The sequence below is a fragment of the Nocardia sp. NPDC006630 genome, assembly GCF_040611495.1.
GTDB lineage: Bacteria > Actinomycetota > Actinomycetes > Mycobacteriales > Mycobacteriaceae > Nocardia.
On sequence record NZ_JBEXOK010000008.1, the window covers coordinates 307,980 to 334,353 of the forward strand.

The 26,374-nt window shown below is 67.2% G+C and carries 26 protein-coding genes; 14 read left to right on the forward strand and 12 right to left on the reverse strand.

Annotation, left to right across the window (positions count from 1 at the left end):
* Nucleotides 1–13: 13 nt before the first annotated feature.
* The 4 genes from ABZX86_RS25180 to ABZX86_RS25195 all read right to left on the reverse strand — a co-directional run bounded on the left by ABZX86_RS25180 (nt 14) and on the right by ABZX86_RS25195 (nt 3,713).
* Nucleotides 14–433 (reverse strand): MarR family transcriptional regulator, encoded by a 420-nt coding sequence (locus ABZX86_RS25180; protein WP_327141397.1) that lies wholly within the window; start codon nt 431–433, stop codon nt 14–16.
* A complete protein-coding gene (locus ABZX86_RS25185) occupies nt 423–1,799 on the reverse strand; it encodes an MFS transporter (RefSeq protein WP_355127117.1) in 1,377 nt (458 codons plus the stop codon). The genes ABZX86_RS25180 and ABZX86_RS25185 overlap by 11 nt, the downstream gene beginning before the upstream one ends.
* Entirely contained in the window at nt 1,796–2,530 is a 735-nt protein-coding gene (locus ABZX86_RS25190) for a hypothetical protein (RefSeq protein ID WP_355127118.1), read from the reverse strand. Before ABZX86_RS25190 ends, ABZX86_RS25185 begins: the two co-directional genes overlap by 4 nt.
* A 193-nt stretch (nt 2,531–2,723) precedes the next feature.
* Nucleotides 2,724–3,713, reverse strand: a complete 990-nt coding sequence (locus tag ABZX86_RS25195; RefSeq protein ID WP_355127119.1) for a zinc-binding dehydrogenase — start codon at nt 3,711–3,713, stop codon at nt 2,724–2,726.
* 316 nt (nt 3,714–4,029) lie between these two features.
* On the opposite strand from ABZX86_RS25195, the gene ABZX86_RS25200 reads away from it, so the two are divergent.
* The 11 genes from ABZX86_RS25200 to ABZX86_RS25250 all read left to right on the forward strand — a co-directional run bounded on the left by ABZX86_RS25200 (nt 4,030) and on the right by ABZX86_RS25250 (nt 13,032).
* Nucleotides 4,030–4,248, forward strand: coding sequence for a hypothetical protein (locus ABZX86_RS25200; protein WP_297620524.1), 219 nt, complete (start codon nt 4,030–4,032; stop codon nt 4,246–4,248).
* Nucleotides 4,249–4,323: 75 nt separating this feature from the next.
* A complete protein-coding gene (locus tag ABZX86_RS25205; RefSeq protein ID WP_297620521.1) occupies nt 4,324–4,683 on the forward strand; it encodes a hypothetical protein in 360 nt (119 codons plus the stop codon).
* The gene (locus ABZX86_RS25210; protein WP_355127120.1) at nt 4,680–5,342 is read left to right on the forward strand and encodes a hypothetical protein; all 663 of its coding nucleotides are present in this window, start codon (nt 4,680–4,682) and stop codon (nt 5,340–5,342) included. The genes ABZX86_RS25205 and ABZX86_RS25210 overlap by 4 nt, the downstream gene beginning before the upstream one ends.
* Before the next feature lie 233 nt (nt 5,343–5,575).
* A complete protein-coding gene (locus ABZX86_RS25215; protein ID WP_355127121.1) occupies nt 5,576–7,594 on the forward strand; it encodes an ATP-binding protein in 2,019 nt (672 codons plus the stop codon).
* The gene (locus tag ABZX86_RS25220; RefSeq protein ID WP_355127122.1) at nt 7,591–8,046 is read left to right on the forward strand and encodes a roadblock/LC7 domain-containing protein; all 456 of its coding nucleotides are present in this window, start codon (nt 7,591–7,593) and stop codon (nt 8,044–8,046) included. Before ABZX86_RS25215 ends, ABZX86_RS25220 begins: the two co-directional genes overlap by 4 nt.
* Complete coding sequence (locus tag ABZX86_RS25225) at nt 8,043–8,399, forward strand: DUF742 domain-containing protein (protein WP_327141406.1); 357 nt, start codon at nt 8,043–8,045, stop codon at nt 8,397–8,399. The genes ABZX86_RS25220 and ABZX86_RS25225 overlap by 4 nt, the downstream gene beginning before the upstream one ends.
* A gap of 28 nt (nt 8,400–8,427) precedes the next feature.
* Entirely contained in the window at nt 8,428–8,982 is a 555-nt protein-coding gene (locus ABZX86_RS25230) for an ATP/GTP-binding protein (protein WP_355127295.1), read from the forward strand.
* On the forward strand, nt 8,979–10,232 hold the full coding sequence (locus ABZX86_RS25235) for a cytochrome P450 (protein WP_355127123.1): 1,254 nt from the start codon (nt 8,979–8,981) through the stop codon (nt 10,230–10,232). The genes ABZX86_RS25230 and ABZX86_RS25235 overlap by 4 nt, the downstream gene beginning before the upstream one ends.
* A 20-nt stretch (nt 10,233–10,252) precedes the next feature.
* Nucleotides 10,253–11,452 (forward strand): cytochrome P450, encoded by a 1,200-nt coding sequence (locus ABZX86_RS25240; protein ID WP_355127124.1) that lies wholly within the window; start codon nt 10,253–10,255, stop codon nt 11,450–11,452.
* A gap of 96 nt (nt 11,453–11,548) precedes the next feature.
* Nucleotides 11,549–12,259, forward strand: coding sequence for a hypothetical protein (locus ABZX86_RS25245; protein WP_355127125.1), 711 nt, complete (start codon nt 11,549–11,551; stop codon nt 12,257–12,259).
* Nucleotides 12,260–12,279: 20 nt separating this feature from the next.
* Complete coding sequence (locus ABZX86_RS25250) at nt 12,280–13,032, forward strand: hypothetical protein (protein WP_355127126.1); 753 nt, start codon at nt 12,280–12,282, stop codon at nt 13,030–13,032.
* A gap of 33 nt (nt 13,033–13,065) precedes the next feature.
* Here the strand turns inward: ABZX86_RS25250 and ABZX86_RS25255 are convergent, their stop codons facing one another.
* Nucleotides 13,066–14,703, reverse strand: coding sequence for an acyl-CoA synthetase (locus tag ABZX86_RS25255; RefSeq protein WP_355127127.1), 1,638 nt, complete (start codon nt 14,701–14,703; stop codon nt 13,066–13,068).
* A 185-nt stretch (nt 14,704–14,888) separates the two neighbouring features.
* Here ABZX86_RS25255 and ABZX86_RS25260 point away from each other — a divergent pair, with 185 nt between their 5' ends.
* A complete protein-coding gene (locus ABZX86_RS25260) occupies nt 14,889–15,152 on the forward strand; it encodes a GlsB/YeaQ/YmgE family stress response membrane protein (RefSeq protein WP_297620495.1) in 264 nt (87 codons plus the stop codon).
* 52 nt (nt 15,153–15,204) lie between these two features.
* Here ABZX86_RS25260 and ABZX86_RS25265 read toward each other — a convergent pair whose 3' ends face one another.
* The 4 genes from ABZX86_RS25265 to ABZX86_RS25280 all read right to left on the reverse strand — a co-directional run bounded on the left by ABZX86_RS25265 (nt 15,205) and on the right by ABZX86_RS25280 (nt 21,706).
* The gene (locus ABZX86_RS25265) at nt 15,205–16,050 is read right to left on the reverse strand and encodes a class I SAM-dependent methyltransferase (protein ID WP_355127128.1); all 846 of its coding nucleotides are present in this window, start codon (nt 16,048–16,050) and stop codon (nt 15,205–15,207) included.
* 70 nt (nt 16,051–16,120) lie between these two features.
* Complete coding sequence (gene car / locus ABZX86_RS25270) at nt 16,121–19,591, reverse strand: carboxylic acid reductase (protein ID WP_355127296.1); 3,471 nt, start codon at nt 19,589–19,591, stop codon at nt 16,121–16,123.
* 258 nt (nt 19,592–19,849) lie between these two features.
* Entirely contained in the window at nt 19,850–20,413 is a 564-nt protein-coding gene (locus ABZX86_RS25275; RefSeq protein ID WP_355127297.1) for a TerD family protein, read from the reverse strand.
* 423 nt (nt 20,414–20,836) lie between these two features.
* Nucleotides 20,837–21,706, reverse strand: coding sequence for a hypothetical protein (locus ABZX86_RS25280; protein WP_355127129.1), 870 nt, complete (start codon nt 21,704–21,706; stop codon nt 20,837–20,839).
* A gap of 254 nt (nt 21,707–21,960) precedes the next feature.
* Here ABZX86_RS25280 and ABZX86_RS25285 point away from each other — a divergent pair, with 254 nt between their 5' ends.
* On the forward strand, nt 21,961–22,443 hold the full coding sequence (locus ABZX86_RS25285; RefSeq protein WP_355127130.1) for a DoxX family protein: 483 nt from the start codon (nt 21,961–21,963) through the stop codon (nt 22,441–22,443).
* Nucleotides 22,444–22,448: 5 nt separating this feature from the next.
* Here the strand turns inward: ABZX86_RS25285 and ABZX86_RS25290 are convergent, their stop codons facing one another.
* The 3 genes from ABZX86_RS25290 to ABZX86_RS25300 all read right to left on the reverse strand — a co-directional run bounded on the left by ABZX86_RS25290 (nt 22,449) and on the right by ABZX86_RS25300 (nt 24,818).
* Nucleotides 22,449–23,240, reverse strand: coding sequence for a thioesterase family protein (locus ABZX86_RS25290; RefSeq protein WP_355127131.1), 792 nt, complete (start codon nt 23,238–23,240; stop codon nt 22,449–22,451).
* 13 nt (nt 23,241–23,253) lie between these two features.
* Complete coding sequence (locus ABZX86_RS25295; protein ID WP_355127132.1) at nt 23,254–24,000, reverse strand: alpha/beta fold hydrolase; 747 nt, start codon at nt 23,998–24,000, stop codon at nt 23,254–23,256.
* A gap of 110 nt (nt 24,001–24,110) precedes the next feature.
* Nucleotides 24,111–24,818 (reverse strand): TetR/AcrR family transcriptional regulator, encoded by a 708-nt coding sequence (locus ABZX86_RS25300; protein ID WP_355127133.1) that lies wholly within the window; start codon nt 24,816–24,818, stop codon nt 24,111–24,113.
* A gap of 69 nt (nt 24,819–24,887) precedes the next feature.
* On the opposite strand from ABZX86_RS25300, the gene ABZX86_RS25305 reads away from it, so the two are divergent.
* Entirely contained in the window at nt 24,888–26,321 is a 1,434-nt protein-coding gene (locus tag ABZX86_RS25305; RefSeq protein ID WP_355127134.1) for a carotenoid oxygenase family protein, read from the forward strand.
* Nucleotides 26,322–26,374 lie beyond the last annotated feature (53 nt).

The window sequence follows — 26,374 nt, forward strand, 5'->3', positions numbered from 1 at the left end:
GCCCACCAGTGGGTCACTCTTCGAGCTTGCGCAGCAGATCCGCGAGTGTGCGCAGTTCCGCCGGGGTGAGGGCGGCGACGGGCGGCGGCGCCGGATCGGGCGTGGCGAGCACTTCGGCGACCGCCTCCTGCCCGGCCCGGGTCAGCGACACGAGTTTGCAGCGCCGATTGGTCGGATCGATTTCGCGCACGACCAGACCGCGTTCCTCCAGATCGTTCACCGCGACCGTGGCCGCGGGCGCGTCCAGGGTGGCGGCGTAGGCGACCTGTTTGACGGACATCGGCCCGGCGGCCAGGCGGCGCAGTACTCGAATTCGACTGAACGGCAGACCTGTTCGCTCTATCACCGCCCGCCGGTAGGCGTCGCGGCTGTCCATCACCAGATGGGTGAGCTGTCGCCACACCTGGTCCGGGGTGGGTGTGTCATCCGGCATGAGCGGGGACCTTCTGTTCGAGCAGCGGGGCGACGCGATCGCGGGTCCGGTATGCCCACGAGGTGTTCGCGGCGACTCCCAGCATGGGGATGGTGACGGCGAACATGGCGATCGTCCACCACAGCCCCGAACCGGTGAGCGCACCACACAGTGCCACACCGAGACTCACCCCGACCTGACGACTGGTCGAGGCCACCGCGGCCGCGGCCCCGGCGCGATCGAGCGGCATACCGCTCACCGCGGCCGTGGTGATGGGTGCGTTGACCATGCCGAAACCAATGCCGAACAGCGCGAACATAATGATCAGCTGCCACACCGGGGTGTCCGGCGCGAGCCGGGTCAGGCCGATCGCGGCGACCGTCATGAAGGCGCCGGCCGCCAGCAGCGAGGGCCGGGTGCCGTACCGGCCGACCAGCCGGCCCGACAGCGGCGAGAAGATGAGCATGCCCAGCGCCATCGGCAGATACAGCAGACCGGTGTGCACGGCCGAGAAGCCCCGCACCCCTTGCAGATACAGCGAGACGTCGAAGAGGAACGCACCCAGCGCGGCGAAGGCGGCGACCGCGATGACGGTGGCGGAGGTGAACGGGAAGCTGCGGAAGAAGCGCAGATCGATGAACGGCGAGGGGTGGCGCGACTCGTGCCAGAGGAAGCCGACGAGCGCCACGGCCGTCACGGCGAACATGACCGGCTTCTTCTCGATCAGGCCGAATACCAGCGTGAACATAATGGTGATGGCCAGAGCCTGTCCGGCCCAATCCATTCCGCGGTATTTGGCCGACTTGGATTCCGGCACGAAGAGCGTGGTCAGCACGAGCGCAATCGCGACGATCGGCAGATTGACCCAGAACACCGACTGCCAGCCCAGCGAATCGATGAGCACCCCGCCGACCAGCGGGCCAATGGCCGTCGAAATGCCGACCACGGCGCCCCAGACACCCACGGCGCGAGCACGTTCCATGCGCCCGGTGAAGACGGTGGTGATGATCGACATGGCGACCGGGTTCAGCATGGAACCGCCGACGGCCTGTAGAAACCGGGCGCCGATGAGGAAGTCGATACTGGGCGCCAGGCTGCACAGCAGCGAGCCCACCGCGAAGGTGAGCAGGCCGATCCGGAAGATCCGCTTGCGGCCGAAGCGGTCGGCGGCCGCGCCCGAGAGCATGAGCAGGCTGGCCAGGGTCAGGGTGTAGACGTCCACGATCCACTGCAGCCGGTTGAGCCCCGCGCCGAGATCGTCCCGAATGGTGGGGATGGCGACATTCACGATGGTCGCGTCCATCGACGAGATCAGCAGGCTGAGACAACAGGTGACCAAGATCAGCGTCTTACGCTGCTTGCTGAGTTCCCCGACAGTTGTAATCACACAACGATTGTGAAACTAAAACTATCCAGCCGCAAGCCCGGAATAACGTGCAACAGCTCACGCCCCGGCGCCGGCACCATCTCGTCGAGCATGGTGTTGACCGCCCCGAGCACATCCTCGGTCTGCTGCTCGGGCGTGCCGTAGGTATGGGCGGTGACCGCGAAGCCCGGGCCGAACGAGGCCGACGACACCTCCGGCACCCCGGTGTCCGACCAACCCCACTTGGTGCCCTGCACCCGGGGCAGGCGTGCGGTGCCCCAGTCCTGCCTGGTGCCGTCCGCGGCGACCTCGCCGGGCTCGCGCATCCAGGTGAGGATGGGGCTGTCCGGATCCGAGCGCAGTTTGGCCACCAGGAATTCGGACACATCGGCGGTGCTCGTCGAGGAGTTGCCCCACTCGGCGGCACCGTGCGTGGCGGTGAGCCCGTACTCGGCGGCGATCTCATCGATGGCATGCGGATATTTCGCGTCGATGGCGTCCGCGGCGGCATTGTCGGAGTAGCGAATCATGCGCTCCCCCAGGTCTTTATCGCCCGCGGACGCGTCGCCGTGGCGCAGCGCGTAGTCGATCAGGTACAGCTTGGCGAGCGATAGCGCGCTGACGCTCTCCGACTCATTGGCCGTGCCCCAGGCCAGTCCGGGCACCACCGAGCGCACGGAGATCGCGGTGCGAGCGGGAACCTGCCCCGGCGCCGGCACCGGCACGCTCGGCTCGGCTGCCGCGGTGGGCACGACGCAGAGGCACATACCCGCCGCGAATGCGCCGATCAGCCCTGCCCAATCGCGCGACCCAGTCCAATCGCGCAGCCCTGTCCAATAGCGCACAGCTACCTCCGGGTCGAGCCCCGCCCGGCTCCCAGCTTGCCCGCCGATTAGAGCGGGAGCTGGGAGAACAGCCTCGACACGCCGAGCGCCGCGCCGACTGTCAGACCGTGAGGATGGTGCGACCGGAGGCGGTGCGGGCCTCGATGGCGGCATGCGCGGCGGACGCCTCGGCCAGCGGGAAGCTCTGGCCGATGACCACTTCGAGCCGCCCGGCCGCCACCTCCGCGTGCGCCCGCTCGTGCAGCGCCGGCCAATCGACATCGCTGCCGGTGAGTTCGAACAGCGAGACCACCGTGATGTCCTGCGCCGCAGCCGCTTCGGCATCGATCGGCGCGAATCCCCCGGCGGCATTGCCGTATCCGATGATCCGGCCGCCCGGGACGGTGACCGCCAGCGCGGCCGCGCCGATCGCACCGCCCGCGCCGTCGAGCACCACCTGCACACCGCCGGTGCGCGCCCGCACCTGATCCACCCAGTCGGGCTGCGAGTAGTCGACCACCTCGTCCGCGCCGAGTCGTTGCGCCAGTGCGAGTTTGGCCGCACCGCGCGCCGCCGCGATGACCCGCGCACCCGCCGATCGGGCGAGCTGGATCAGCAGTGTGCCCAAACCGCCTGCGGCAGCGGTGATCAGCACCCACTCGCCCGGCTGAATGGCGGCCCGATCGGTGACCGCCATCACGGTGCGGCCGTCATGGGCAAGGGCCACAGCCTGTTCCAGGCTCAATTCCTCGGGCACGACCGCGAGGGTGCCGACCTTGGCGAGGGCCTTCTCGGCGTAACCACCGGTCGGGGTGCCGCCGCCGATCCCGCTGGCGGCGGTCGGCGTGGCCACGCGCGTGCCGATCCATGCCGGATCGACCTCCGGCCCGACCGACTCCACCACGCCGGAGATCGCGCCGCCGGGCACGAACGGCGGTTCGACCGGGAAGAAGTCCTTGGCCCAGCCGCTGCGCAGCAGGGTATCGAGGAACATCACGTCCGCCGCGGCGACGGCGACCACCACCTGGCCCGGACCGGCCACCGGATCGGGCGCCTCGTTCACCGTCAGCACCTCGGGTCCACCGAACGTCTTCGCTTCGACAACTCGCATTGTTCTGCCTCTCTGGTTGTTTCGTTCGGACACCAGCCTCCGACCTCGACAAAGGTTGAGGTCAAGTCGTCGCGTCGGCATTACGCGCAGAGCGAACCCCCGCCGAACTACATCTGACGCATGGCGAACCACATACGCCCGGACGGCGGGTCCGGTGTGCTCAGCACAACAACGATGTTTGCCAAGCCACTGACCTTGGGCTCTACCGAGCCCGGCGGTGAAGGTGAGTCATTTTCGAGTCAAACAGCCTTGACTACGACTCAGCAATTCGCCTACGGTTTGCCTCGAACCCCGGCACCCGCGGAAGGAATCCGAGATGACCACGCAGCAGTACCTCGAACAGGTCCGCGCGGCCACCGATGCCCGAGAGGCCGCCAAACAGGCGGCGCAGACGGCAGACGACCTCTGGCGCAACAAGATCAAGGAGGCGACGGTCGCGGGCGCGCGCGTCTTCCTCATCGCCAAGGCCGCCGGCGACATCACCACCTCCCGCGTCTATCAAATCCGCGACGGCGTGCGCACCGGCAGTCGCTAGCCGGCCGGTCGGCCACGACTCCGGACCCCGGTCACGTGTCCCGAACTCGAGGCAGCCGCATGCGACAATGACACCGTGCATGAGCCGTTGAAACAGTGGGTCGAGGAGCTGACGGGGGGCGACAGCACCCGGGCGATGGCCGTGGTGACAGGTATCCCGCAGGCCACCCTCGCCCGGCATCTGACAATGGCGACGCCCCCGGTGGAGACCCTGATCGAAATCGCCCGCGCCTACAGCGCCAATCCGGTCGAGGTGCAGGTGGTCGCCGGCATCATCACCGAAGCCGAGGCACAGCGCGCCGGATCCGGCAGCGCGATCCGGCAGGCGAGCACCCGGCAATTGCTCACCGAGTTACTGCGCCGGGATAAAGAGGAGAACGACTCGCCGCGTCGCAAACCCTCCCGCGGCGAGGCCGGCGCCAGGCTGTTCCAGTGAACAACGCCGTTCCGCTGCTGGCCGCCATCGCCGCGGCGGTGCGCGCACCGCGCTGGCGGAATCCCGTATCCCGGCCATTGACACTCGGTGTGGCGCTGTTGGCGGTGTGGGCACTGCTGCGCGCGCCCGCGGTCAACCGCTGGGGTGACGATCTCACCACGTCGGCAACACAATTGGAGCGACTGCCCGGGCTGATCGCCGATGTCTCCCTCGTGGCGGCCGGGGTGCTGCTCGCCATCGCGGTCGCCCAGGCCTGGGGGCGGTCCGGATTGATCAAGGCGGCGTACACGGCGCTGGCCGCCGTCGAAGTCGTCCTTCTCGCGACCTATGACCCGTTCGACGCGCCCGAATGGGTGCTCACCGCGCAGAAGTGGATCATCGCCGGAGCCGTAACCCTCGGCAGCGCGGCGATATTCGCGGCGGCCTGCATCACCTATCGCGCCCTGCCGTCCCGGCTGCGCCTGCCCATGGCGGTATTCATGCTGGGCGGGCTGCTCGGGGTGACCGTCGGCATCGTCCGGGGAGTTGTCCTGCTGCTGCCCGGTGTTCACCTCGGCGATTCCTGGGCCGTCCTGGGTAGTCTCCCGGTCTACGCCTTCGCGATAGGGTCGCTGATAGCAGCTGCTCGCACCCGCCACGCCACTACTACCGAGAAGTAGCGGACCAAGAGTGAGACGGCATCCGATGCTGTAGCAGCCTCGATCCCAGATCACCGAGAACCCCTGCTGTACAGCGGATTGCCGATACCGGAAGTTCGTCCCAACTATCGGGACCGACCTTTGCCAGGCCGGTTTCCCTCAGGTAGCGCCAACCTTCCGAGCCGCCTATGCTCGTCCGCTAGATCCGAATCCGCTTGCCGGTCCCCACTTTTCACGTGTGCGGAGCCGCTGGCGTGCTCGATCCCACCGCGGTGCCTGCCGTGGTGAACGTGAGTGCGGAAGTGCAGAGCTTGTCGGAGTCATCGAATCCCCCAGGCGGCGAGCCGAATACCGTTCGGGGTGCGCGGCTGCCGTTCGGGACGCTGTCGGCCGGTGCCGCGGCGGCCGTCGCGGCGGTATGCGTCGCGGTCTTCACCGCGCCCGGCGATATCCGGATCGCGGTGGCGATCAGCGCGAGCATTGTCGCCGTACTGCTGTGCGCGGCAACCACTGCGGCCGTGTACTTCCGCGCCCAGATCGGGCGGGAGCGACAGCTCGCCGCCCTGCGGGTGGAGCAGGCCGAAGCCCGCACCGCGGCGATCATCGCCGAGGCCGAGGCGCGACTCGCGGACGGCCACCGCCGGATTCAGACCATTACCGAGGCCGGCGCGGAACAGGCGCGCGAGACCAAGGACAGCGATAACCGGCTGTCGGCGGCCATGGCGGCCTTCGCCGGTGCGGCCGGGCGGATCCAGGCCATGAGCACCAGCATGCTGGCCGAACTGCGCGAAATGGAGCATCGGCACGCCGATCCCAAGGTCCTCGCCGATCTGCTGGAACTGGATCACCGCACCGCGCAGGCGGGTCGGCTGGCCGACAGCATCGCGGTGCTCAGTGGTTCGCGCTCCGGTCGGCGCTGGGCCAAACCCATTGCCATGGAATCGATTCTGCGCGGCGCCATGGGCCGGGTGGCGGGGTATCAGCGGGTGCGGATGCGGGCCGTCGCCGAGATCGCCATTGCCGGACATGCGGCCGAGGGCATCATGCACGCGCTGGCCGAACTGCTCGACAATGCCTGCAATTTCTCGCCGCCCACCACCGAGGTGCACGTCTACGCGGCGGAAGTCCCCGCGGGCGTGGTGATCACCATCGAGGACAGCGGCCTGGTGATGAGCGAATCCGCCCTGCGCCGAGCCGAACTCACCGTTTCCGGCCGGGGCGAACCCGGAGCCACCGGCGACCCCGCCCAGCGCGGCGGCCGCTCGCGCTACAGCGGCGCCGGCTCCGACCTCTCCTCACTGTCCGGTACCCGCCTGGGCCTGGCGGTTGTCGGCTATCTGGCCCGCAAACACGATCTCACCGTCTCCTACCGCCCCTCCGCCATCGGTGGCACCGCCGTGGTCGTGGTCGTTCCCCGCGAACTCACCACCCGCCTGGACCGCACCCCCGGCTCCCTCGCCGCCATCCCCCTGCCCGCCCGGAATCCCGGTGCGGCCACCGGCCGCTCCGCCCTCACCAGCCCTGAACCGGCTCGCCCCGCCGCGCTGACCAGCCTGGAACCAGGCCGCCCGGCCACCGCACATCCCGGCGCGGATGCCACCCGTTCCGGCGCGGGGACCGCCCTGCCCGGCGGCGAGGCGGCCCGTATCGGCTCGGCACCGGCCCTTGCCAGTGGCGATGCGGGCACCGGGCCGAGCCTCAACGCCACGGATTCGGCCCGGCCCAGTTCGCCGCCGATGTTCACGAATTCCGGCCCCTCCCACCCCGCGCATACGGAGACCCCGTACCTCCCGCCCGCCTTCACCAGCCGGGAACCGGGTCGACCCGGCGCGGCGGCCGAATTCACCGGCGGCGATTCGGCCGGACCGCGCACGAGTCCCGGCATGCGGCGCATCGATGCCTTCCTCGCCGAGGCCGATTCCGCGCTCTTCGGCGTGAACAGCGCGAGTGCCGTCAACGCCCTGGCGTTTCCGGAGGGGGCGGCCGGGTTCTCGGGCAGCACTTCGGTTTTGGGCGACCGGCCGATCGAGGCGGCCGTGGTGGACGAGAATGCTCCGACCTCCACCGCGTCCGGGCTCCCGAAGCGCCGGCGCGGTCAGACGCTCGCGGCCGTGCATCCCGAGGGGTTGGCCGCGCTGCACGATCCGGCGGGCCCCGCCCATGCCCGGCCGGTATCCCCGTCCGCGCTGGGCGCTTTCCAGCGCGCGGTGAACGGGCGCGAGAATGCCAGTGCCGCAACCCCTTCCCCGTCCGCCTTGGAGACCGATAAATGACACTGTCCGCAACTCAGCTGGGCTGGCTGCTGGAGCAACTGCTCACCCGTACCCCGCGCGCCAGGCATGCCCTGCTGCTGTCGGGTGACGGCCTGAAGATCTGTCACACCCCGGAACTGGGGAACGACAGCGCCGATCAGCTGGCCGCGATCGCCGCTGGTATTCAAAGCCTTTCGCACGGCGCCTCCGTGGAGTTCGGTGACGGCCGCGGGGGTGTGCGCCAGTCCATGACCGAGTTCTACGGCGGCATTCTGTTCATCGTCGAGGCCGGGGTGGGCGCGCATATCGCGGTGGTCGCCGCGGAGGACGCCGATGCCGGACTGGTCGGCCACAATATGCGCGAGCTGGTGGAGCAGCTGGGCGACCACCTCGCCGCCGCACCGCGCACCCGCGACACCTCCGGCGCGCAGGCGCGCGATACCGTGGCGCCACGAGGAGCGGGCGTGTCGTGACCAGGCCAGACGAGGATCCGGACCGGCTCTACACGCTGACCGGCGGCCGCAGCAGCCCGGATTCCGACGCCTTCGATCTCGTGACTCTTGTTGTCAGCGAGAGCGATCCGGCGCCGGGCATGCAATCGGAGCATGCGGCCATCCTCGAGATCTGCCGGGCGCCCACCGCCGTCGTGGAGATCGCGGCGGAGCTGCGGCTCCCGGTCGGCATAGTCACGATCCTGCTGTCGGACCTGCTGCATGCGGGCCGGATCACCGTGCGGCATCCGCGGCACAACCCAGCCACGCAATGGCATTCGCTGCCCGACACCACCACCCTGGAGAAGGTGCTCGTTGGACTCCGCAACCTTTGACCCCCGGCCGGCCCGCGCCGACGCACCCCTGCACGCCTCGGCCAGCCAAGGCCTCAAGATCGTCATCGTCGGCGGTTTCGGCGTCGGCAAGACGACAATGGTGCGCGCTGTCAGCGAGATTCGGCCCCTGGACACCGAGGCCACCATGACCCAGGTCAGTGTGGGCGTCGACGATCTGGCGGGCGCGCCGGGCAAATCGACCACCACCGTGGCCTTCGACTTCGGCCGCATCACCATCGACGCCGAGCATGTGCTGTACCTGTTCGGCGCGCCCGGACAGGAACGCTTCTGGTTCCTGTGGGACCGGCTGTTCACCGGGGCGCTGGGCGCCATCGTGCTGGTGGATCAGCGCCGAATCGCCGACTCCTGGTACGCCATCGACCGGCTGGAGCATCAGCGCACCCCGTTCATCGTGGCGTGCAACAACTTCGGTGAGTCCTACCGCCCCGCGGAAGTTCGCGAGGCGCTGGATCTCGATCCGCACGTGCCGCTCATCGATTGTGATGCCCGCCACCGTGATTCGTGCAAACAGGTGCTGATCACGCTGGTCGAGTATCTCTACACCCCGGAGAACGTGCGATGACCCCGACCGATCGAGGGTACTGCCCCGTACAGCCGGGCGCGGTGCTGCTGGGCGGCCCCCGGTTCCAAGCCGACCCGCATCACCTCTACAACGATATGCGGCGCGAACACGGTTCGGTGGTCGCCGTCGAACTCCCCGGCGGCGTACCCGCCTGGCTGGTCATCGGCTATCGCGAAATGCATCAGGTCACCAACAGTCCCGAACTGTTCCCGCGTGATGTGAGCCTGTGGAATCAGTGGGGCAATATTCCGGAGGACTGGCCGCTGCTACCCATGGTCGGCCAGCCCATGCCGTCCATCTATTTCACCGCCGGGGCCGAGCACCGCAGGCATCTGGCCATGGTCGAACCCGCGCTCGAATCGGTGGATCCGTTCGAATTGCGCCGCGTCTGCGAGGATTTGGCGGATCGGCTGATCGACGGCTTCTGTGGTCGCGGTACCGCCGAACTGATGGCCGAATTCGCCGAACCGCTACCGGTGCTGGCGCTGGGCGCACTGCTGGGACTTCCGAAAGAGGAAGGGCCGCATCTGGCCTGGAGCATGAAGGTGATGGCCGACGGCGGCGCCGATGCCCAGGGCGCGCACCTGCAGTTCATGGGGCATATGCAGCGGCTGGTGGCCATGAAGAAGGCCGCGCCGGGCGATGATCTGGTCTCGCGCATGCTCGCCTATCCCACACCGTTCACCGATGAGGAGTACGTCAACGATCTGATGGCGATCACCGCCGCCGGTCATCTGACGACCTCCGACTGGGTCGGAAACTCGGTGCGGCTCATGCTCACCGACGATCGCTTCGCCGCCGCGCTGGGCGGCGGCCGGCGCAGTATCAGCCAGGCCATGAACGAGGTGCTGTGGGAGGAGGGCCCGACCTCCATTCTCGCCGGGCGCTGGGCCGCCCGCGACACCCGGCTGGGCGACAAGGTGATTCGCGCCGGGGACCTGCTACTACTGGGCCTGGCGGCCGCCAATACCGATCCGCATGTGCGCCAGCACGTCTCGGATGCGGTGCAGACCGGCAACAATGCGCACTTCGCCTTCAGCCACGGGGAATACCGCTGCCCGTTCCCGGCGCAGCATATTGCCGAGATCATCGCCCGGACCGGTATCGAGGTGCTGCTGGACCGGCTGCCCGATCTGGATCTCGCGGTGCCCGCGCAGCAGCTGACGCGCCGTCCTTCGCCGTTCATGCATGGAATGTCCGCTCTTCCAGTTGTTTTCACACCAGTTCGCGCAGTCGGAGGTTTCCAGTGAGTTCAGCATGTCCCCACGCCATGGCGATCGATCCCATGGTCGGTGATCTGGCCGGCGAGACCGCCACCCTGCGCGCCGCCGGGCCGCTCACCCGTATCGAACTGCTCGGCGCCCCCGCGTGGACCGTCACCGACCATTCACTGGCCCGCCAGCTGCTCACCGATACCCGGCTCGTCAAGGACATCAATGCCTGGGGGCTGTGGACCTCCGGCGTGGTGACCCGGCAGTGGCCGCTGATCGGCATGATCGATGCCGGGCGCTCCATGTTCACCGTGGACGGGTCCGAGCACCGCCGGCTGCGCATCAAGACCACGCAGGCGTTGACCGCGCGCCGGCTGGAAGCGTTGCGGCCCTTCATCGAAGCGCTCACCGCCGAACTGCTCGACGATCTGGAGGCTGCGGCGCAGGAGGGCGCAGTCGTCGATCTCAAGCAGGTTTTCGCCTACCCGCTGCCCATGCGCGTGATCAGTGAGCTCATGGGGGTGCCGCCGGCCGATCAGGCCAAACTGCTGGACTGGTACAAGAAGTTCTTCTCGATGATGACGCCGCAGGACGAGCGACTGCGCGTGATCGATGAGCTGGACGTCTATTTCACCGAGATGGTGCGCCGCAAGACCGCCGCACCGGGTGACGATCTCACCAGCGCGCTCATCCTGGCCGACGAGGGCGGCGATCCGCTGACCGAGGAGGAGGTGGTCGGCAATCTCAAGGCGCTGGTCGCCGCCGGGCACGAGACCACCGTGAGCCTCATTGTGAATGCGGTGCGCGCCTTGCTCTCTCGCCCCGAGCAGCTGGAGACGGTGCGCAGCGGCGATGCGGAGTGGAAGCAGGCCATCGAGGAGACCCTGCGCTACGACGGTCCGGTCACCCATCTGCTCATGCGCTTCGCCACCGAGGACATCACCGTGGGCGACACCGTGATCGAGCGGGGTGAGGGTGTGGTCATGTCCTACCGTGCGATCGGCCGCGACACCGCCATTCATGGCGAGGACGCCGACGAATTCGACGTCACCCGACCGACCGCCGGCCGCAATATCTCCTTCGGCTACGGCCCGCACATCTGCCCGGGCGCGGCGCTGGCCCGGCTGGAGGCCTCGATCGGCCTGCCCGCACTGTTCGACCGCTTCCCCGGTCTGAAACTCGCTGTGCCGGAGCAGGAAATCGGCAATCTGCCGGTGCTCACCCAGAACGATGTGGCGGCGCTGCCCGTCCACATCTGATGCCGCGCGCCGTGGTGGCTCGAATTCTCGAGCCACCACGGCGACAGGGCCCGCATCTCCCCGAGATGACAGCGACTTGCTGGCATGCTGTGCCGCGTGATGAACAAAGGAGCATGGATCTCGACCGCCGTGTGCGCGGTACTGCTGAGCGCCGGATGCGGTGGGAGCACCAGCGATACGAAAGCTACCGCCGCCGGCCCGGCGCCGAGCACACCGCGCGATCAGCTGGTGCTGGGCGCCGCGGAATTCCCCGCCGACACCACCCCGCTGACCCTGCCGCCGGACAAGCTGCGCTCCAGCGTCTCCGATCTCGGTGACGCCATGGCGAATTCGACGGTCACCCCCGCGGACTGCAAACAGCCGCAGGTGGATCTGGCCGCACTCAGCAATGATCTGATCGGCAATTCTGCCGTGGCCGCGGCCACCACCGAGGATATGACCGTCTACGTGGAATTCGTCGCGAACAAGCTGGCCGACACCGGAACCATGGCCGCCACCAATGAGAAATGCGCCGCCCTCACCTCGGCCAGCACGGTGAACGGCCAGCACATCGACACCGTCGTCAAGATGGAGCGCCTCCCCTCCCCCGACGCCCTCTCCGGCGTCCAAACCCTCGCCTACCGCGCCACCAGCACCAGCACGGTTTCGGACACCAAACCCCAAACCCGCACCTCCTACCAGGCGTGGGCCACCCTGCGCGGCATGACCGTCGGCGTCCGCGCCGCCGCCCTGGCCGGCACCCCCGACCAAGCCGCCTTCGAAAAGCTCTTCACCGACGCCGTGCAAAAGGTCCGCACCGCCCAGTAGTGAAGGGGCAGGATGACCGTATGACGTCCGTTCCACCGCAGGCCGATCTGGCGGATCTGCTCGTACAGTCCCGAAAGCTACTGGACTCGGCGATTTCCGCCGTCGGCGCTTCGAAGACGGCCAGCGACAAGGTCATCCGCATCAGCCCGGACGCGAGCTGGGGCACCGCGCTGCATCGCATGCTGCGTGAGGCGCGCAATGAGACGCTGCTCGCTATCGCGGATCCGATCCGGCTGGAGCGCAGCTACTCTCGCGGTGGCTCCCTGCTGCAGCAGATGCACAGGGCGGGGAAGCAGGTACGCCTGCTGCTCTCCCCGTCCTATGCCGGAACCCGCCCACCCGACCTGTATTCGCATTCGTTCCAACTGGATTCGCAGGTGCGCGTCGCCGCATCCGACTTCTGCAACACCATTGTCATCGACCGGAAGACGGCCGTGCTGTGGACCGGTCCGCAGGCAGCCGAGCCGCGGGGCCTGATCGTCACCGACCCCATGCTGCTCAGCGCGATTCACGAGTCCACCCTGCGGACCTGGTCGGCATCCCGGCAATTTCGCGATCACCGCAACGGCGCGGACTTCAACGACACCGCGATCGCTATCGTCACCCTGCTCAACAGCGGCGTGAAAGATGAAGTGGCAGCCCGGCGATTGGGCGTTTCGCTGCGCACCTATCGCCGCCATGTTGCCGATCTCATGGTCCGGCTCGAGGCGAGCAACCGCTTCCAGCTCGGCGTGCACGCCGCCGAGATGGGGCTGCTGCGTTCGGCGCAATGACCTTCCGCACAGTGACATTCAGTGCGGTGACATTCAGTGCACGGACACCGCCGCATCGGCATGGTCTGCGGCGTACTTCTTGGCTGCGGGGTAGTTGGCCTTGCCGCTGGGCTGGCGGCTGACCTCCGCTACGATCCAATAGCTGCGCGGCGCTTTGTATCCCGCCACCTTGGTGCGCACGTGGCTGTCCACCTCGGCCAGATCGAACGTCAACCCCGTGCGAGGCTGTATTAGCGCCGCGACGCCCTGGCCGAACCTCTCGTCCCGAATGCCGATCACCAAGGCGTCCAGCACCTTCGGATGCGATTTCAACGCGGTCTCGATCTCTTCCGGATACACCTTCTCGCCACCGGTATTGATGCACTCCGAGCCGCGGCCGAGCAGGGTGACGGTGCCGTCCGCCTCGTAGCGGGCGTAGTCGCCCGGGACCACATAGCGTTCGCCCGCCACCTCGACGAATATGGTCGCGGTCTTGGCCGGGTCCCGGTAATAGCCGAGTGGTACATGTCCGGTGCGCGCCATCCGGCCGACCGCTCCCGGTGTGCGCGGCAACAGCTTTCCGTCCTCGTCCAGGAGTGTGGTCTGGGCATTGAACCGCACCCGTGCGCCCTGGGAGTGGTCGGAATCCCCGGTGACCACTGCCAGCCCGGTGCCGCCACTCTCCGAAGAACCGACTACATCGGTGATGAACAGCTTCGGAAACTGCTGCACGTACTGCTGTTTCAGCGCCTGCGAGAACAGCGCCGCATGGCTGCTGAAGGCGAAGAGCGACGGCGCCTCGTAGGCGCCCGCCTGGTACGCCTCCAGCAGTGGCCCGGCCATGGCGTCGCCGGCCACCGTGAGCACATTCACCCGATGCCGCTGCACCGCCCGCCACACCGCGTGCGGATCGAACTGCGGGACGAAAACCAGTGTGCCGCCGGAGTTCAGCGTCATGAAGGCGGCCCACTGCGCCGCGCCGTGGATCAGCGGGGAAAGCGGGGCCATCACCATGCCCTCGGGCGCGGCGGCCGCGTTCTTCGCCAATTCCCATTCGTCGGCGACGTATTCGCCGGTCACGAAGTTGATACCGCCGCCGAGGGCGCGCCACACATCCTCGTGCCGCCACATGACACCCTTCGGCATGCCGGTGGTGCCGCCGGTGTAGAGGATGTAGAGATCATCGCCGCTGCGCTCCCCGAAATCGCGCCCGGCCGGCTGAGCAGCCAGTGCCGCGGCGTATTCTGTACCGCCGTATCGGGTGAAGTCCTTATCGGTGCCGTCCTCGATGACCAGCACCTCGGTCAGCCCGGGGGTGTGGGGCAGCACCTCGGCCAGTACGTCGGCGTAGGCGCGCTCGTGCACCAGTGCCTTCAGCTCGGCATTGTCGACGATGTATCGGACCTCCTCCGCGACATAGCGGTAGTTCACGCTGATGGAGACCGCGCGCAGTTTGTAGGTCGCGATCATGGTCTCCAGCGCCTCGATGGAGTTGCGCGAGTAGATCCCGACATGGTCGCCGCGGCCGATGCCCGCAGCGGCGAGGTGATGTGCGAGCCGATCGGACCGCTCATCCAGTTCCCGATAGGTGACGCGGCGGTCCCCGCAGATGACCGCGGTGCGGTCGGGGACCGCGTCCACAGCGTGTTCGAAGAGGTCAGCGACATTGAAGGCCATGGTTGACGATGGCATCGGAACCGGTTGCGCCGGAAGGCGCTGCGCCGGCAGGAAGCGGCCATCGGTGGCAGCAAGATGTCACGGACGAGCTGGGCCGGATGTTCGTCTCCCGGGCACGCTGATGTAATGCGACACGCACTGATGTCCGTCTTGTCCTGCTACCGTCGAATTAGCGACATCAGCTAGACAAGGAGCACGACATGGGCATTATCGTCATGATCGTTATCGGTCTCATCGCCGGTGCCATCGCCCGCCTCCTCGTCCCGGGTAAGGAAAATTTCGGGTGGATCGGGACCATCCTGCTGGGCATCGTCGGTGGCTATGTGGGCGGGACCCTGGGGAGTCTGGTCTTCGCGCCGCACAAGTTCAGCGTTCATGCACCGGTGCAGCACACGTTCCTGGGTGCGATCGTGGGCGCGGTCGTTCTGCTGGTCATCTACAAGTTCGTGCGCGCCCGCGTCTGATACGCGACCACGCAATCGCCATGCGGCAGTGGGACTGCCGCATGGCGGCGCGTCAGTTCGTCGCGCGCAGAATTCGGGGCGTGTTGCCCGCGCTCGGCTGCGGTGACGTCCCGGCATATCCGGCGATCACCTCGGTCGCGGTCCGATCTTCGACCTCGGTGAATCCGGCGTCGGCCAGTGCCGCCGCCATATCGTCCGCGGTGAAGTAGCTCAGGAACGGTTCGCCGACCGCCCCCACTCGATCGGCGCGGGCCTTGAGGTCGGTCGCTTCCTCGGAAGTTGTTGCGGGAACCAGGTAGTCGAGCACCACCCGGGTCGGCGGCGCCTGCTGCGAGATGTACTTCAGCGTGCCCGAAATGGCGTCCCGGGTCAGGTACATGACCACGCCGAGCCAGACGAAGACGGCAGGCTCGTCACGCGGGAATCCGGCCTCGGCCAAACCTTCTGCCAGCGTGCGCGTTTCGAAGTCGATGGGGACGAAGGCGAGGGAATCGGGCACATCGATACCCGATTCCGCCAGCCGATGACGCTTCCACTCCTGGGTATCGGGATGGTCGACCTCGTACACCCGCAGCTCGGGGAACGGATTGCGGTAGGCGAAGGTGTCCAGGCCCGCGCCGAGGATCACAACCTGCCGCGTACCGGCCGCGACGGCGGCGCGCACCGTGTCCTCGGCGAAGCGCGCCCGGCCCGCCAGGAACATCCGCCGCCGGCGCGGCCACCTGGGGTCACCGGATTCGAGCGTCGCGGTATTCCGCTCGATCAGCTCGGCCTCGTCCACGCCGAGAATGCGCATGGCCAGCGGATCGGTGAATATCCGTGGCGCATCGGCGATCTGATGGTAGGCACGCTGGTATGCCGTTGCCAGTGCGGTGCGGCTCGGTTGACCCAGTTCCATATACCGTTCCTCTGCCATTCCTGATTCGGTTCAGCGACTGCGTATCTCGACTCGCACCTACGTTCGCCGTTTACAGCAGCCCGCGCAATCGGAGATCCGTCACGTACTTGCGAATCAGTTCCGGTCCCAGGTGTGGGATATCGTGGTCGGCGCCGATCTCGGCCTCCTGCACGGCGGCCTGGAATCGCTTGGCGGGCAATACCGATCCCGGAATCGGAACGCCCGGATACCGGTACGCGTGCAGCAGTGGCAGCACCGAATTCTGCCGCTGCTGCTCGGGCAGCGCCCGCAGTGCCGTCTCGAAACGCGCGAACCAGGCGTCGTAATCGTCGAACCGTTCGATGGGATGACCGTCCACGATCAGCCAGTCCACGAATTCGTCGAGCGAAATCCCGTCATCGTGCGGATTGAAGACATCGAAGGTGCGGAACCCCTCGGTGGCCCGGGCCCCGAGCGTGGTGATCGCCTCGGCGGTGAAATCGGCGGGCAGGCCGTCGTAGTGGGCACGCCGCCGATTTCCGGCACTGTCGGTGCGGTAGAACGACTTCGGGGCAATGCCGGTGGCGAGCAGGCTCAGCAGCAGGCGGCTGAACATATCGGTCAGATTGAACTGGCCCGCGAAGGTGCTGTGCGCCAGGATCATATCCGAACGGAATACCGCGACCGGCAGTCCGCACAGATCGTTGGCCTCGCGCAGCAGGACCTCGCCCGCCCACTTGCTATTGCCGTAACCATTCGCATACCCGTCGCCGACAATACGTTCCGCGCTGACCTCGCGAATATCGCCGTCCTCGTCGAAGAACTCCGGATCGACCTGATCGGCCACCCCGACGGTGGACAGATAGGTGACCGGCTTCAATCGGGTGGTGATCGCCAGCCGGATGACCTCGGCGGTGCCGACCACATTGGGGCCGAACAATTGGTCGTAGGGCAGCACATGATTGACCAGCGCTGCCGGATGCACGATCAGGTCGGCCGTTTCGGCGAGATGCCGCCAATCCGCCTCGCTCAGGCCGAGATTCGCATCACCGATATCACCGGCGAGTACCTGTAGTCGCCGGTCGGCCAGGTCCCGATAGGTGCGCAGCAGTTCCGGGTCACCCGTATCGAAGGCCGCATCCAGCCGCGCCCGCGCCGCCGCGGCGGTGCTCCCGCGGACGACGCAGATGAGGGTGCCGTCCACCTCGTCCATGCGCCGCAGCCATTCCAGGCACAGGAAGCGGCCGAGGTAACCATTGGCTCCGGTCAGCAGCACCGTGCGGGGTTGCTCGACAACACCCGGAATCTGCGTGGCAGCGGCGAGTGTCGCAGCATCGATGAACTTGTCCAGGGTCAGATCGGCAGCCCGGATCTGCGGACCGACACCGTGCACCGAGGCGGGCGTGGGACGGCGGACCACCGAATTCCGCTCCTGCTCGATATATTTCGCCAATCCCGCGAGATCGTTGGCCGGGCTGACGATGACGCCCACCGGCACCTCGACCCCGAAGATCTCCTGCAGCAGCGTCGAGAACGACAGCGCCGACAGCGAGTCTCCGCCCAGATCGGCGAAGTGCGCATCGGGCCGCAGATCGGTTTCGGCACAGCTGAGCAGCGCCCGTGCGGCGCGGCCGACACTCTCGAGCACCGGGCGCTGCGCGGCCTCGGACCGCAGTGCCGCCAGTTCATCGGCCTGCTGGGTGGCCAGATCGGTGTACAACTGCTCGAGTCGCTCCCCGTAGCGCTCTTTGAGCTTGGGCCGCAGGGCTTTTCCGATCCCGGACAGCATGCCGTTCTCCATGGTGAACGGCTCGGGCTCGACGAGGAAGTTACGCGGAACCTCATAGGATTCGAGTTCGGCATCCTTCGCCAGTCGCTGCAGCGATTCACTCAGCGCCGTGTGCAGCGAGTCGCCGGCCGCACCGCGCAGCGCCGCCGCGGTGGGCACGATCACCGCGAGCAGGTACGCGCGTTCACTGCTGCCGTAGACGTAGATCTGCTTGATCAGCGGGCTGGTCGAGTACACCGCCTCCAGCTTGGCGACGGTCACGAACTCACCCTGTGACAGCTTCAGCACGTTATTGCGGCGGTCGACGTAGACCAGCTCGTCCGGCGCGAGTTCGGCGACGATATCGCCGGTCCTATAGAAGCCGTCCTCATCGAATATCTCGGCGGTGACCTCCGGCCGGCGGTAGTACCCGGGAATCATGACCGTGGACTTGAGCAGCAGCTCACCGCGCGGGTACGGCCTATCGGTGCGGAAGTACCCGAGGTCGGGCACATCGACCAGCTTGTAGTCGATGACCGGCGGACGATTGATCCGATTGTCCATGAGAATGCCGCCACCGGCCTCGGTCGAGCCGTAACCGTCGTGCAGTTCGAACCCGAGCACGGACTCCATGAAGGTCTTCATCTCGGCGGAGATCGGCGCACTGCCGACGATCGCGCCGAACAACCGGCCGCCCAGCAACTGATCGCGCAGTTCGGATTTCACCTGCCGCACAGTCGTTTCCGGGTCCGCACCGGTGGGGAGCCGGCGGGCCACCTCACCCTGGTAGCGCTGGAAGATCATGTCGCAGACGCGGGGGACGAAGAAGAACTCCGTCGGCCGCACCAGCGCGATATCTTCGAACAGCGTCGACAGATCGCTGGCGGCCGCGAAGTGGGCGGTGCCGCCGCGGGCGATCGCCCCGATCAGCGCCATGCGACCGGCCACATGGCTCATCGGCATGTAGTTGAAATTGATTGCGGGCACAGGTGATCGCGCCGGTCCGCCGATCCACATGGACGCCACCAGGCGCTGCGGGTACATCGCGCCCTTCGGCGCACCGGTGCTACCGGAGGTGTAGATGAGCAGCGCGAGCGGATCCTCGTCCGGGCCCGGAACAAAAGTCTGTGCGGGCGGCAATGCGCGCCCGCGCTCGAGCAACTCCTCCAAGGTCTCGACAGTTACCGGGCTGCCGGCCTCCGCAAGCCGTGTACGTGCGGATTCCAGTGCCGCACAGTGATAGTCGTCATCGCTGTGATGGTCGAAGACCAGCAGCTGCAGCGGTGCGGGCGCGGCCAGCGCCGCGTCGACCGCGCCCTCGAGCAGCTCCGAACTGGTGGCGAGCAATCGCGGCCCGGTCTCGGCGAGAATCGAATTCCACTGCGCCACAGAACTACTCGACTGCAGGGGCACACAGACCAGACCCGAGATCTGGCAGGCCAGATCCAGCGCGATGTAGTCGGCGCTGGTGAAGCCGAGAATGCAGACGAAATCGCCGGTGCGCAAGGGATTTCGCGAATCGTGCTGCCAGGCGGCGGCAACGGCGCCGATACGCGCCGACAGCTCCAGGTAGGTGGTCGTCGTGAATCCTGGTAGCAATTTCCGGGTCCGCCGACCCGTGTCATCGGTGACGAGTTCAAAGGCCCGCTGCCCGAGCGCGGGGCGATCGGCGTATCCGTCCAGAGCCGTCGTGATGATCTCCGCCAGGCTCTGTCCGGGCTGCTGCATGGCCGCGCTCACCTCGGGGCGCTGCACAGCGGCACTGATCTGTTGATCGGCGAGCAATTCGGCGATGCGCTGCGAGCGCACGGCCTCCGGCGTGTCATTACCCACGTTGACCCTCCTGCGTATCCCCGACCGTGATCACACCCCTGGGCATACGGTGTCGCCCAGTACCCGAGCGCAATCCGACACATTTAGCCAAGCTAATCAATTCACGGTGCGCTCGCGCCGCCGGAATGTCAAGCACCGGCCGTCGGGTGTGATGACGATGGCGGGCAGCAGGGTGCCGTCCGCCACCACAATCATGACTCAGGAGGGATAAATCACCACTCAGACGTCGATGCCGTAGTCGCGGGCGATTCCCGCCAGTCCGGAGGCGTAGCCGCGGCCGATCGCGCGGAACTTCCATTCCGGGCCTTGACGATAGAGCTCGCCGCACACCACGGCCGTCTCCTCGGCGGCGTCCTCGGTGAGGTCGTAGCGGGCCAGTTCGGTCCGGGTGGCGCGGTCGACCACCCGGATATAGGCATTGCGGACCTGGCCGAAGGTCTGGCCGCGGACCTCGGCATCGTGAATCGATACGGAGAAAACGACATTGGTGACGGTGGGCGGCAGGTCGACCAGGTCGACGGTGATCACCTCGTCGTCACCGGCGCCGGAACCGGTCAGGTGATCACCGGTGTGTTCTATGGCGCCGTCCGGTGAGCGCAGATTGTTGTAGAAGACGAAATGCCGGTCGGTCGGTACTCGTTGATCCCCGCCCACCGCGAGCGCGCTGGCGTCCAGATCGAAATCGTCACCGACAGTGGCGCGTACATCCCAGCCCAGTCCGACCGCCACCGCCGTGAGATTCGGCGCGCGGTGCGAGAGCGAGACATTGCCGCCGCGGAGCAGGCGTACGCCGGTCGCCTGCGCGGCATCCCAGGGGAAGGCGGTCCACGGCCAGTCACCGGCAGCTTCGGTTTCCGGAGCGCCGCTCTCCTCGACCGCGGCGGACCCGTCGTCGAGCTGGTCGGCAATCCGAATGATCCGGCGCTGCAACTCGATCAGCTCGACCAGATCCCGATTCACCGCCAGCCCGGACCCCTGCGCCGCGGTCATCGCCCGCACCGCATCCTCGTGCGCCGCGGATACCGCACCCCGCAGCCGGGCCGCCACCCCCGCTCTGCGCGTGGATGCCGACCGAACCCGAGGTCCCCCCTCATCGGTAGTCACCCTCCCACCGTACCGCGCCGCCACCGCGCCGAAACGCGATGGCAAACCCGCACTGCCCGTGTTGCTTTGGCCGCACCACCAGCAAGATCGTTCGCGCGGCGGCTACCGGGCCTGCGGCGGCAGCGTGTCGCGCAGTACCTGGACGCCGGCGGTCAGGGCGGAGCCGGCGGTCTGCAGGCTCATGGTGGGCTGTGAACTCAGGACGACCACGGCGTAGCGCAGATCGGAACCAACCAGTCCAGTTGTGTTGAGAATCAGCGAGGAGGACATCCACATCCAGCCCTGCTTGACCGCCCACGGGGAATCGGACAGTGCGCTGGGAATGCCGAAGTACTGATCGACACCGTCGGCCGCGGTCTGGGAGGCTTGACCCAGCGCGTCCAGCACCAGATCGCGCACCGGAGCCGGGGCGCCCGAGGTGAGGTAGCGGTAAGCGGACACCACATCCCTTGCGGTGGTGAGCGTTTCGCCCCACTGCCCGGAATCGGACGGGGGCGTGGTGCCGGACATGCCGATGCGGTCGGCCATGCGCGTCACGATCGCCGCACCGCCGTGCGACTCCCACAGCTGGTCGGCGATACCGTCGTCACTGGCCGACAGCATGCGCCGCACGGCGTCGGTGGTGGACGAATCCGACTGTGCCGCAGGATCATCGAGCACATCCAGGGCGATGAGCAGTTTCACCACCGAGGCGGTGTAGAACTGCTGATCCTGATTGGTGGCGGCGAGCATCATCCCGTTCTGGGTATCCATGACCTCGATACCGGCCTCGGCGCCCGGCGATACCTCCTGGATCGCGGCCAGCATGCGCTCGGCCAGCGCGACCGACGATACGGTCGCCGTGGCAGCGGGTTTCGCATGCGACGGCGGTAGTGGCACCGGAGCCGGATGCGCGAACGACACCGGCACAGCGAACAGAGTCGAAATTCCCATCGTGGCTACCGCGGCAGCGACCCGTACAACGAAAGCCATGACTCTCCCTCACAACGAACCGGCTGAGCGAGACAGAGCCCGGCAGCCCGTTGTCTCGCCGCCGCAGCGAACCATTCGGATAGTACTAATTCCGAATTAATTCGCAAATCCGTTGGGTGGGGTATTTGTTACGTTCAGAAGAAGCGACTATTTCCGTAAAATTTCGGCAGCGAACGATTTACCGTGCTACCTCGTAGTAAGAGGACAGGTGAGGCTTCCGCTCACCCGAGATCCGCAGAACTCGGAGATGTGCCATGCACCTTCTGACCACCGAAACAAAGGCCGGACCGGCGCCATCCACGCTCGGCGCCGTCGTGCTCGGCCTGTTCCGCATCCTGATCGGCGCCTCGTTCGCCCTGCACGGCTACTCCGAACTCTTCGGAAAACCCGTACACCCCTACGGTGCCCAACTCCCCGCCTTCGGCAGCTGGCCGCACTGGTGGGCAGGCATCATCGAACTGGTAGCCGGTATCGCCGTAGCCCTGGGCCTCGGCACCCGAATCGCCGCCCTACTGTGCTCCGGCTCGATGGCCTACGCCTTCCTCACCGTCCACCTCAAACACGGCATCCTCCCCATAGTCAACGGCGGCGAACCCGCGGCCCTGTTCTGCTGGTCCTTCTTCCTGATCGCCGTCCTGGGCGCGGGCGCCTTCTCCGCCGACGCCCTGATCACCCGTTTCACCCGCTCACAGCGACATTCGGCCCCGGCTCGGGCGGTAGCGCCACACCTGGGATGAGGACCTCAGCGCCGGCTGAGGAACAGGGTTTGGGTGCTGCGGCCGATCGGGCCCTTTTCGTCGAAGAGGCGGGATTCGGCCAGGCCTACGCCGGTGCGCTCGGGGTAGGTGGCGGCATCGAGGCAGACCCATTCACCGACGGGCTCGCGGTGCAGGGTCACGGTGAGGTCGGTGTTGATGAAAACGTAGCGGTCCCAGTCCAGTACGGCGCTGACGCCATTGCCGGAGTCGGCGGCGGCGAGGGTGCGCTCCAGGGGGCTGGGGGTGGTGCCGGCAACGATGGGGTGGCGCAGGCGAATCCAGCAGACGGCGGGGCCGGGATCGGTGAAACTGCCTGTGATGAAGCGGTATTCGATGGCGGTATGGAAGCCGACCGGCTGGGTCGACGGGAAGCGCGCGCTGCCCGAGGCGGTGTCCGGGCCGGGGCGGGTGCCGGTGGGCAGTACTTCGGCGGGGAGGTCCAGCTCCGGGTCGGCGCTGCGCAGTCGCCAGGCATTGGCCTTCATGACCGGGCCCTGATCGGAGCTCAGCGTGGCCTCGATCAATTCGACACTGCGACCGGGGCGGACCACCCGCGCCCGGGCCGTGAGCGGGGCGATCGGAATCGGACCGAGGATTTCCACGGCGACGCGGCCGATGCGGAACCCGTCCCGCGGCTCACAGCGCTCGATAATGTGCCCGAGCAGCGCCGACGGCGGTCCGGCGTGCTGTGCGTCCGGCGACCAGGGACCGCGGGTGAGGTCGGTGGAGTGGAACCGATCGGGGCTCTCGGGATCCGGTAGGTAGAAGGCATCCATAGTGGTCCCGAGCCTACGTCGGGCTTCCCGAGGGCTGCTGCGGGCAGTCGGTGGTGAGCGGCGCGCCCCGCAGGGCGGCGTCGATCAGCTCCTGCAGTGCGCCGTCGATGGGCTCCTCGCCGTGTGAGACCGTCCGGCCGGGGCAGAACGACTGGATGCTGGCATTGGTCGCGCCGGGCAGCGAATTCTTTTCCGCCCCCGCGCTTTCGGAGAAGAAGTGATAGGCGGTCAGGCCCGGAGGCACCGCGGGATCCGCATTGAGCCGGGTCAGAAAGGGAGAACCGGGGACCAGATCCCGGCACCCCGGCGATACCGCGGAGCAGACCGATCCGAGGTCGTCGCCCTGCTCCGGCGTGCCGTAGTCGACGTAGACACCCACGGAATCGAGTCCGCCGAGGAATTTCACGTAATCGCGTTGGGCGAGGCCGCCCATGGAATGCCCGACCAGATCCACCCGCTGCGCACCGGTCTGGCTGCGGATATCGGCTACCTTATCGGCCAAAGCCTGCGCCGAATCCGAAATCGCCGCTGTGCCAGTGGGATTCCCCAGCAGCACCATCGAATACGCGGTATACCCGCGTGAACCTAGCCAGGCTCGAAGGGTTTCCAGTCTTGCCTGATCGGCGTAGATGCCACCGATCACCAGCACCGGATTCCGACTGTCGCCGCCCGCCGTGGCGGTCGCGTGCCCGGACACAAGACCCATTGCCACACACAGCATTACGACGATCGAGCGCGCGATTCGTGCGAGGGAGTACATCGACCTGCTTCCGAGTAGGACCCGACCATCTCCGAAACTAGCAGTCGCACCCTCGCCGATCTGCCCCCGGTTTGTGTGAACCTGCTAAAAAATTGAGGCCGGAACGCCGATCAACGCGCAGTGTTGCTCACCGACGCGATTGTTCGCCGTGCGCGCTGTGCCGATTGCTCCACGTGCTCCCGTGGCGCGCCCATGCCCACCAGCAGGTCGATGGTCGCGGGCACGAGAACCGTTGTCTGGCCGCGGCCTTCGGGCCCGAGACTGCCGGTCATCTCCAGCAGGACCGCGCCGTGGATGAGCGCCCACAGCCGTGCCGCCACCTGGCGCGGCGGATCCGCGCGCAGATGTTCACCAGTGATCATCCGCTCGACCACGCCGACCAACTGCTCGAAGGTCTCCGCACCGACGGCGTCGACGGGGCTCTCGGCGGTGAAGTCGCAGATCGGCGGCGGTTGTTCGGCGTGCGGTGCGGTGAGGCCGAACATGAGCCGGTAGCGCTGCGGGTTGGCCAGCGCGTAACCGCGATACGCGGCGCCCATGACCAGAAAGTCGGCCACCGGATCGTCCGACGCCGGGACCGCGGCCAGCGCCGCACCGAATCGCGAGAAGGCCTCGGCCACAACGGCGCCCAGCAGTCCGGTCATACCGCCGAAATGCGTGTAGACCGCCATGGTCGATGCTCCAACGGCGGCCACCACCCGCCGGGTCTGCAATGCCTCCGGGCCGTCCTGTTCGAGCAGCCGGATGCCGGCCTCGATCAGTTCCGCCCGCAGGGCCGCGCCGCGGGGTGGATTCGACGGGTCGGTTCGGGAACTCACTGTTGAAACACCTCCATAACAGCGTTATCCTAGTCCGCATAACACTGTTATTCCTCTTGGGGGCAGGCTATGGAGAACCGGTATCTCGAGGGCGGCTTCGCCCCGATCGAACACGAGTACACGCTGACCGAACTAGCGGTCACCGGCGCCATCCCACCCCATCTCGACGGCCGCTATCTGCGCAACGGCCCCAATCCCATCGGCGAGATCGATCCGCAGCTCTACCACTGGTTCAGCGGCGACGGCATGGTGCACGGCATTCGCATTCGCGACGGCCGGGCCGAGTGGTATCGCAATCGCTGGGTACGCGGACCCCAGACCTCGGTCACGCTCGGCGAGCGACCGCTGTTCGATCCACAGACCGCAGCGGGCATCGGCGCGAACACGAACGTAATCGGCCATGCCGGAAGGACTTTCGCACTCGTCGAGGCGGGCCTGACCAATTACGAACTGTCCGATGAGCTCGACACCGTCGGCATCTGCGATTTCGGCGGCACGGTGGGCGGCGGGTACACCGCGCACCCCAAGCGCGATCCGGATACCGGTGAGCTGCACGCGGTGTCGTATTCGTTCATGCGCGGCAACAAGGTTCAGTACTCGGTGATCGGCACCGACGGCAGCACCCGCCGCAGCGTCGACATCGAGGTCGGCGGGGCACCGATGATGCACGACTTCTCCCTCACCGAAAAGTACGTCGTGCTCTACGATCTGCCGGTCACCTTCGACGCGCGCCAGGCTGCCGAGATGACGGTGCCCCGCGGCCTGCGCCTGCCCGCGCGGCTGCTGCTGTCCGCACTGATCGGCCGCGTGCCGATCCCCAGTCCGCCACCGCGGGAACCGGAACCGTCGCGCGACCGCCGCCTGCCGTACGCCTGGAATCCGAAACACCCCGCGCGCATCGGCGTCCTCCCGCGCAACGGAGAGGGCTCATCGGTCCGCTGGTTCGACGTCGAACCCTGCTACGTCTTCCACCCCATGAACGCCTACGACGATGGCGACACCATCGTGCTCGACGTGGTCCGATACCCGAAGATGTTCGACACCAACAGATTCGGCCCCGATGACGGCGCACCCTCCCTCGACCGCTGGGAGGTCGACCTGCTCGCGGGCAAGGTCCGCCAATCCCGCTTCGACGACCGCGCCCAGGAATTCCCGCGCATCGACGAGCGCCTCATCGGAAAACAGCACCGCTACGGCTATGTGCCCGCCGTAGGCCCCGGCGTGAGCGGCGACTCGATGCTGTACAAACACGACCTGATCAAGGGAACCACCGCCACCCGCTCCTTCGGCCCCGGAAAAGGCTTGGCCGAGTTCGTTTTCGAACCCTCCGCCCCCGACGCCGCCGAAGACGAGGGCGTCCTGATGGGCTTCGTCTACGACGCCCCCACCGACACGAGCGAATTGGCGATACTCGACGCCGAAACCCTGGAATCGATCGCGAGCATCAAACTCCCCCACCGAGTCCCCGCCGGCTTCCACGGCAACTGGGTCCCGGCAACCTGACCCGACCTCCGGCGGCAATGTCTGCCGCTGGTCTTGTTCCGGTCGGGCCGCTA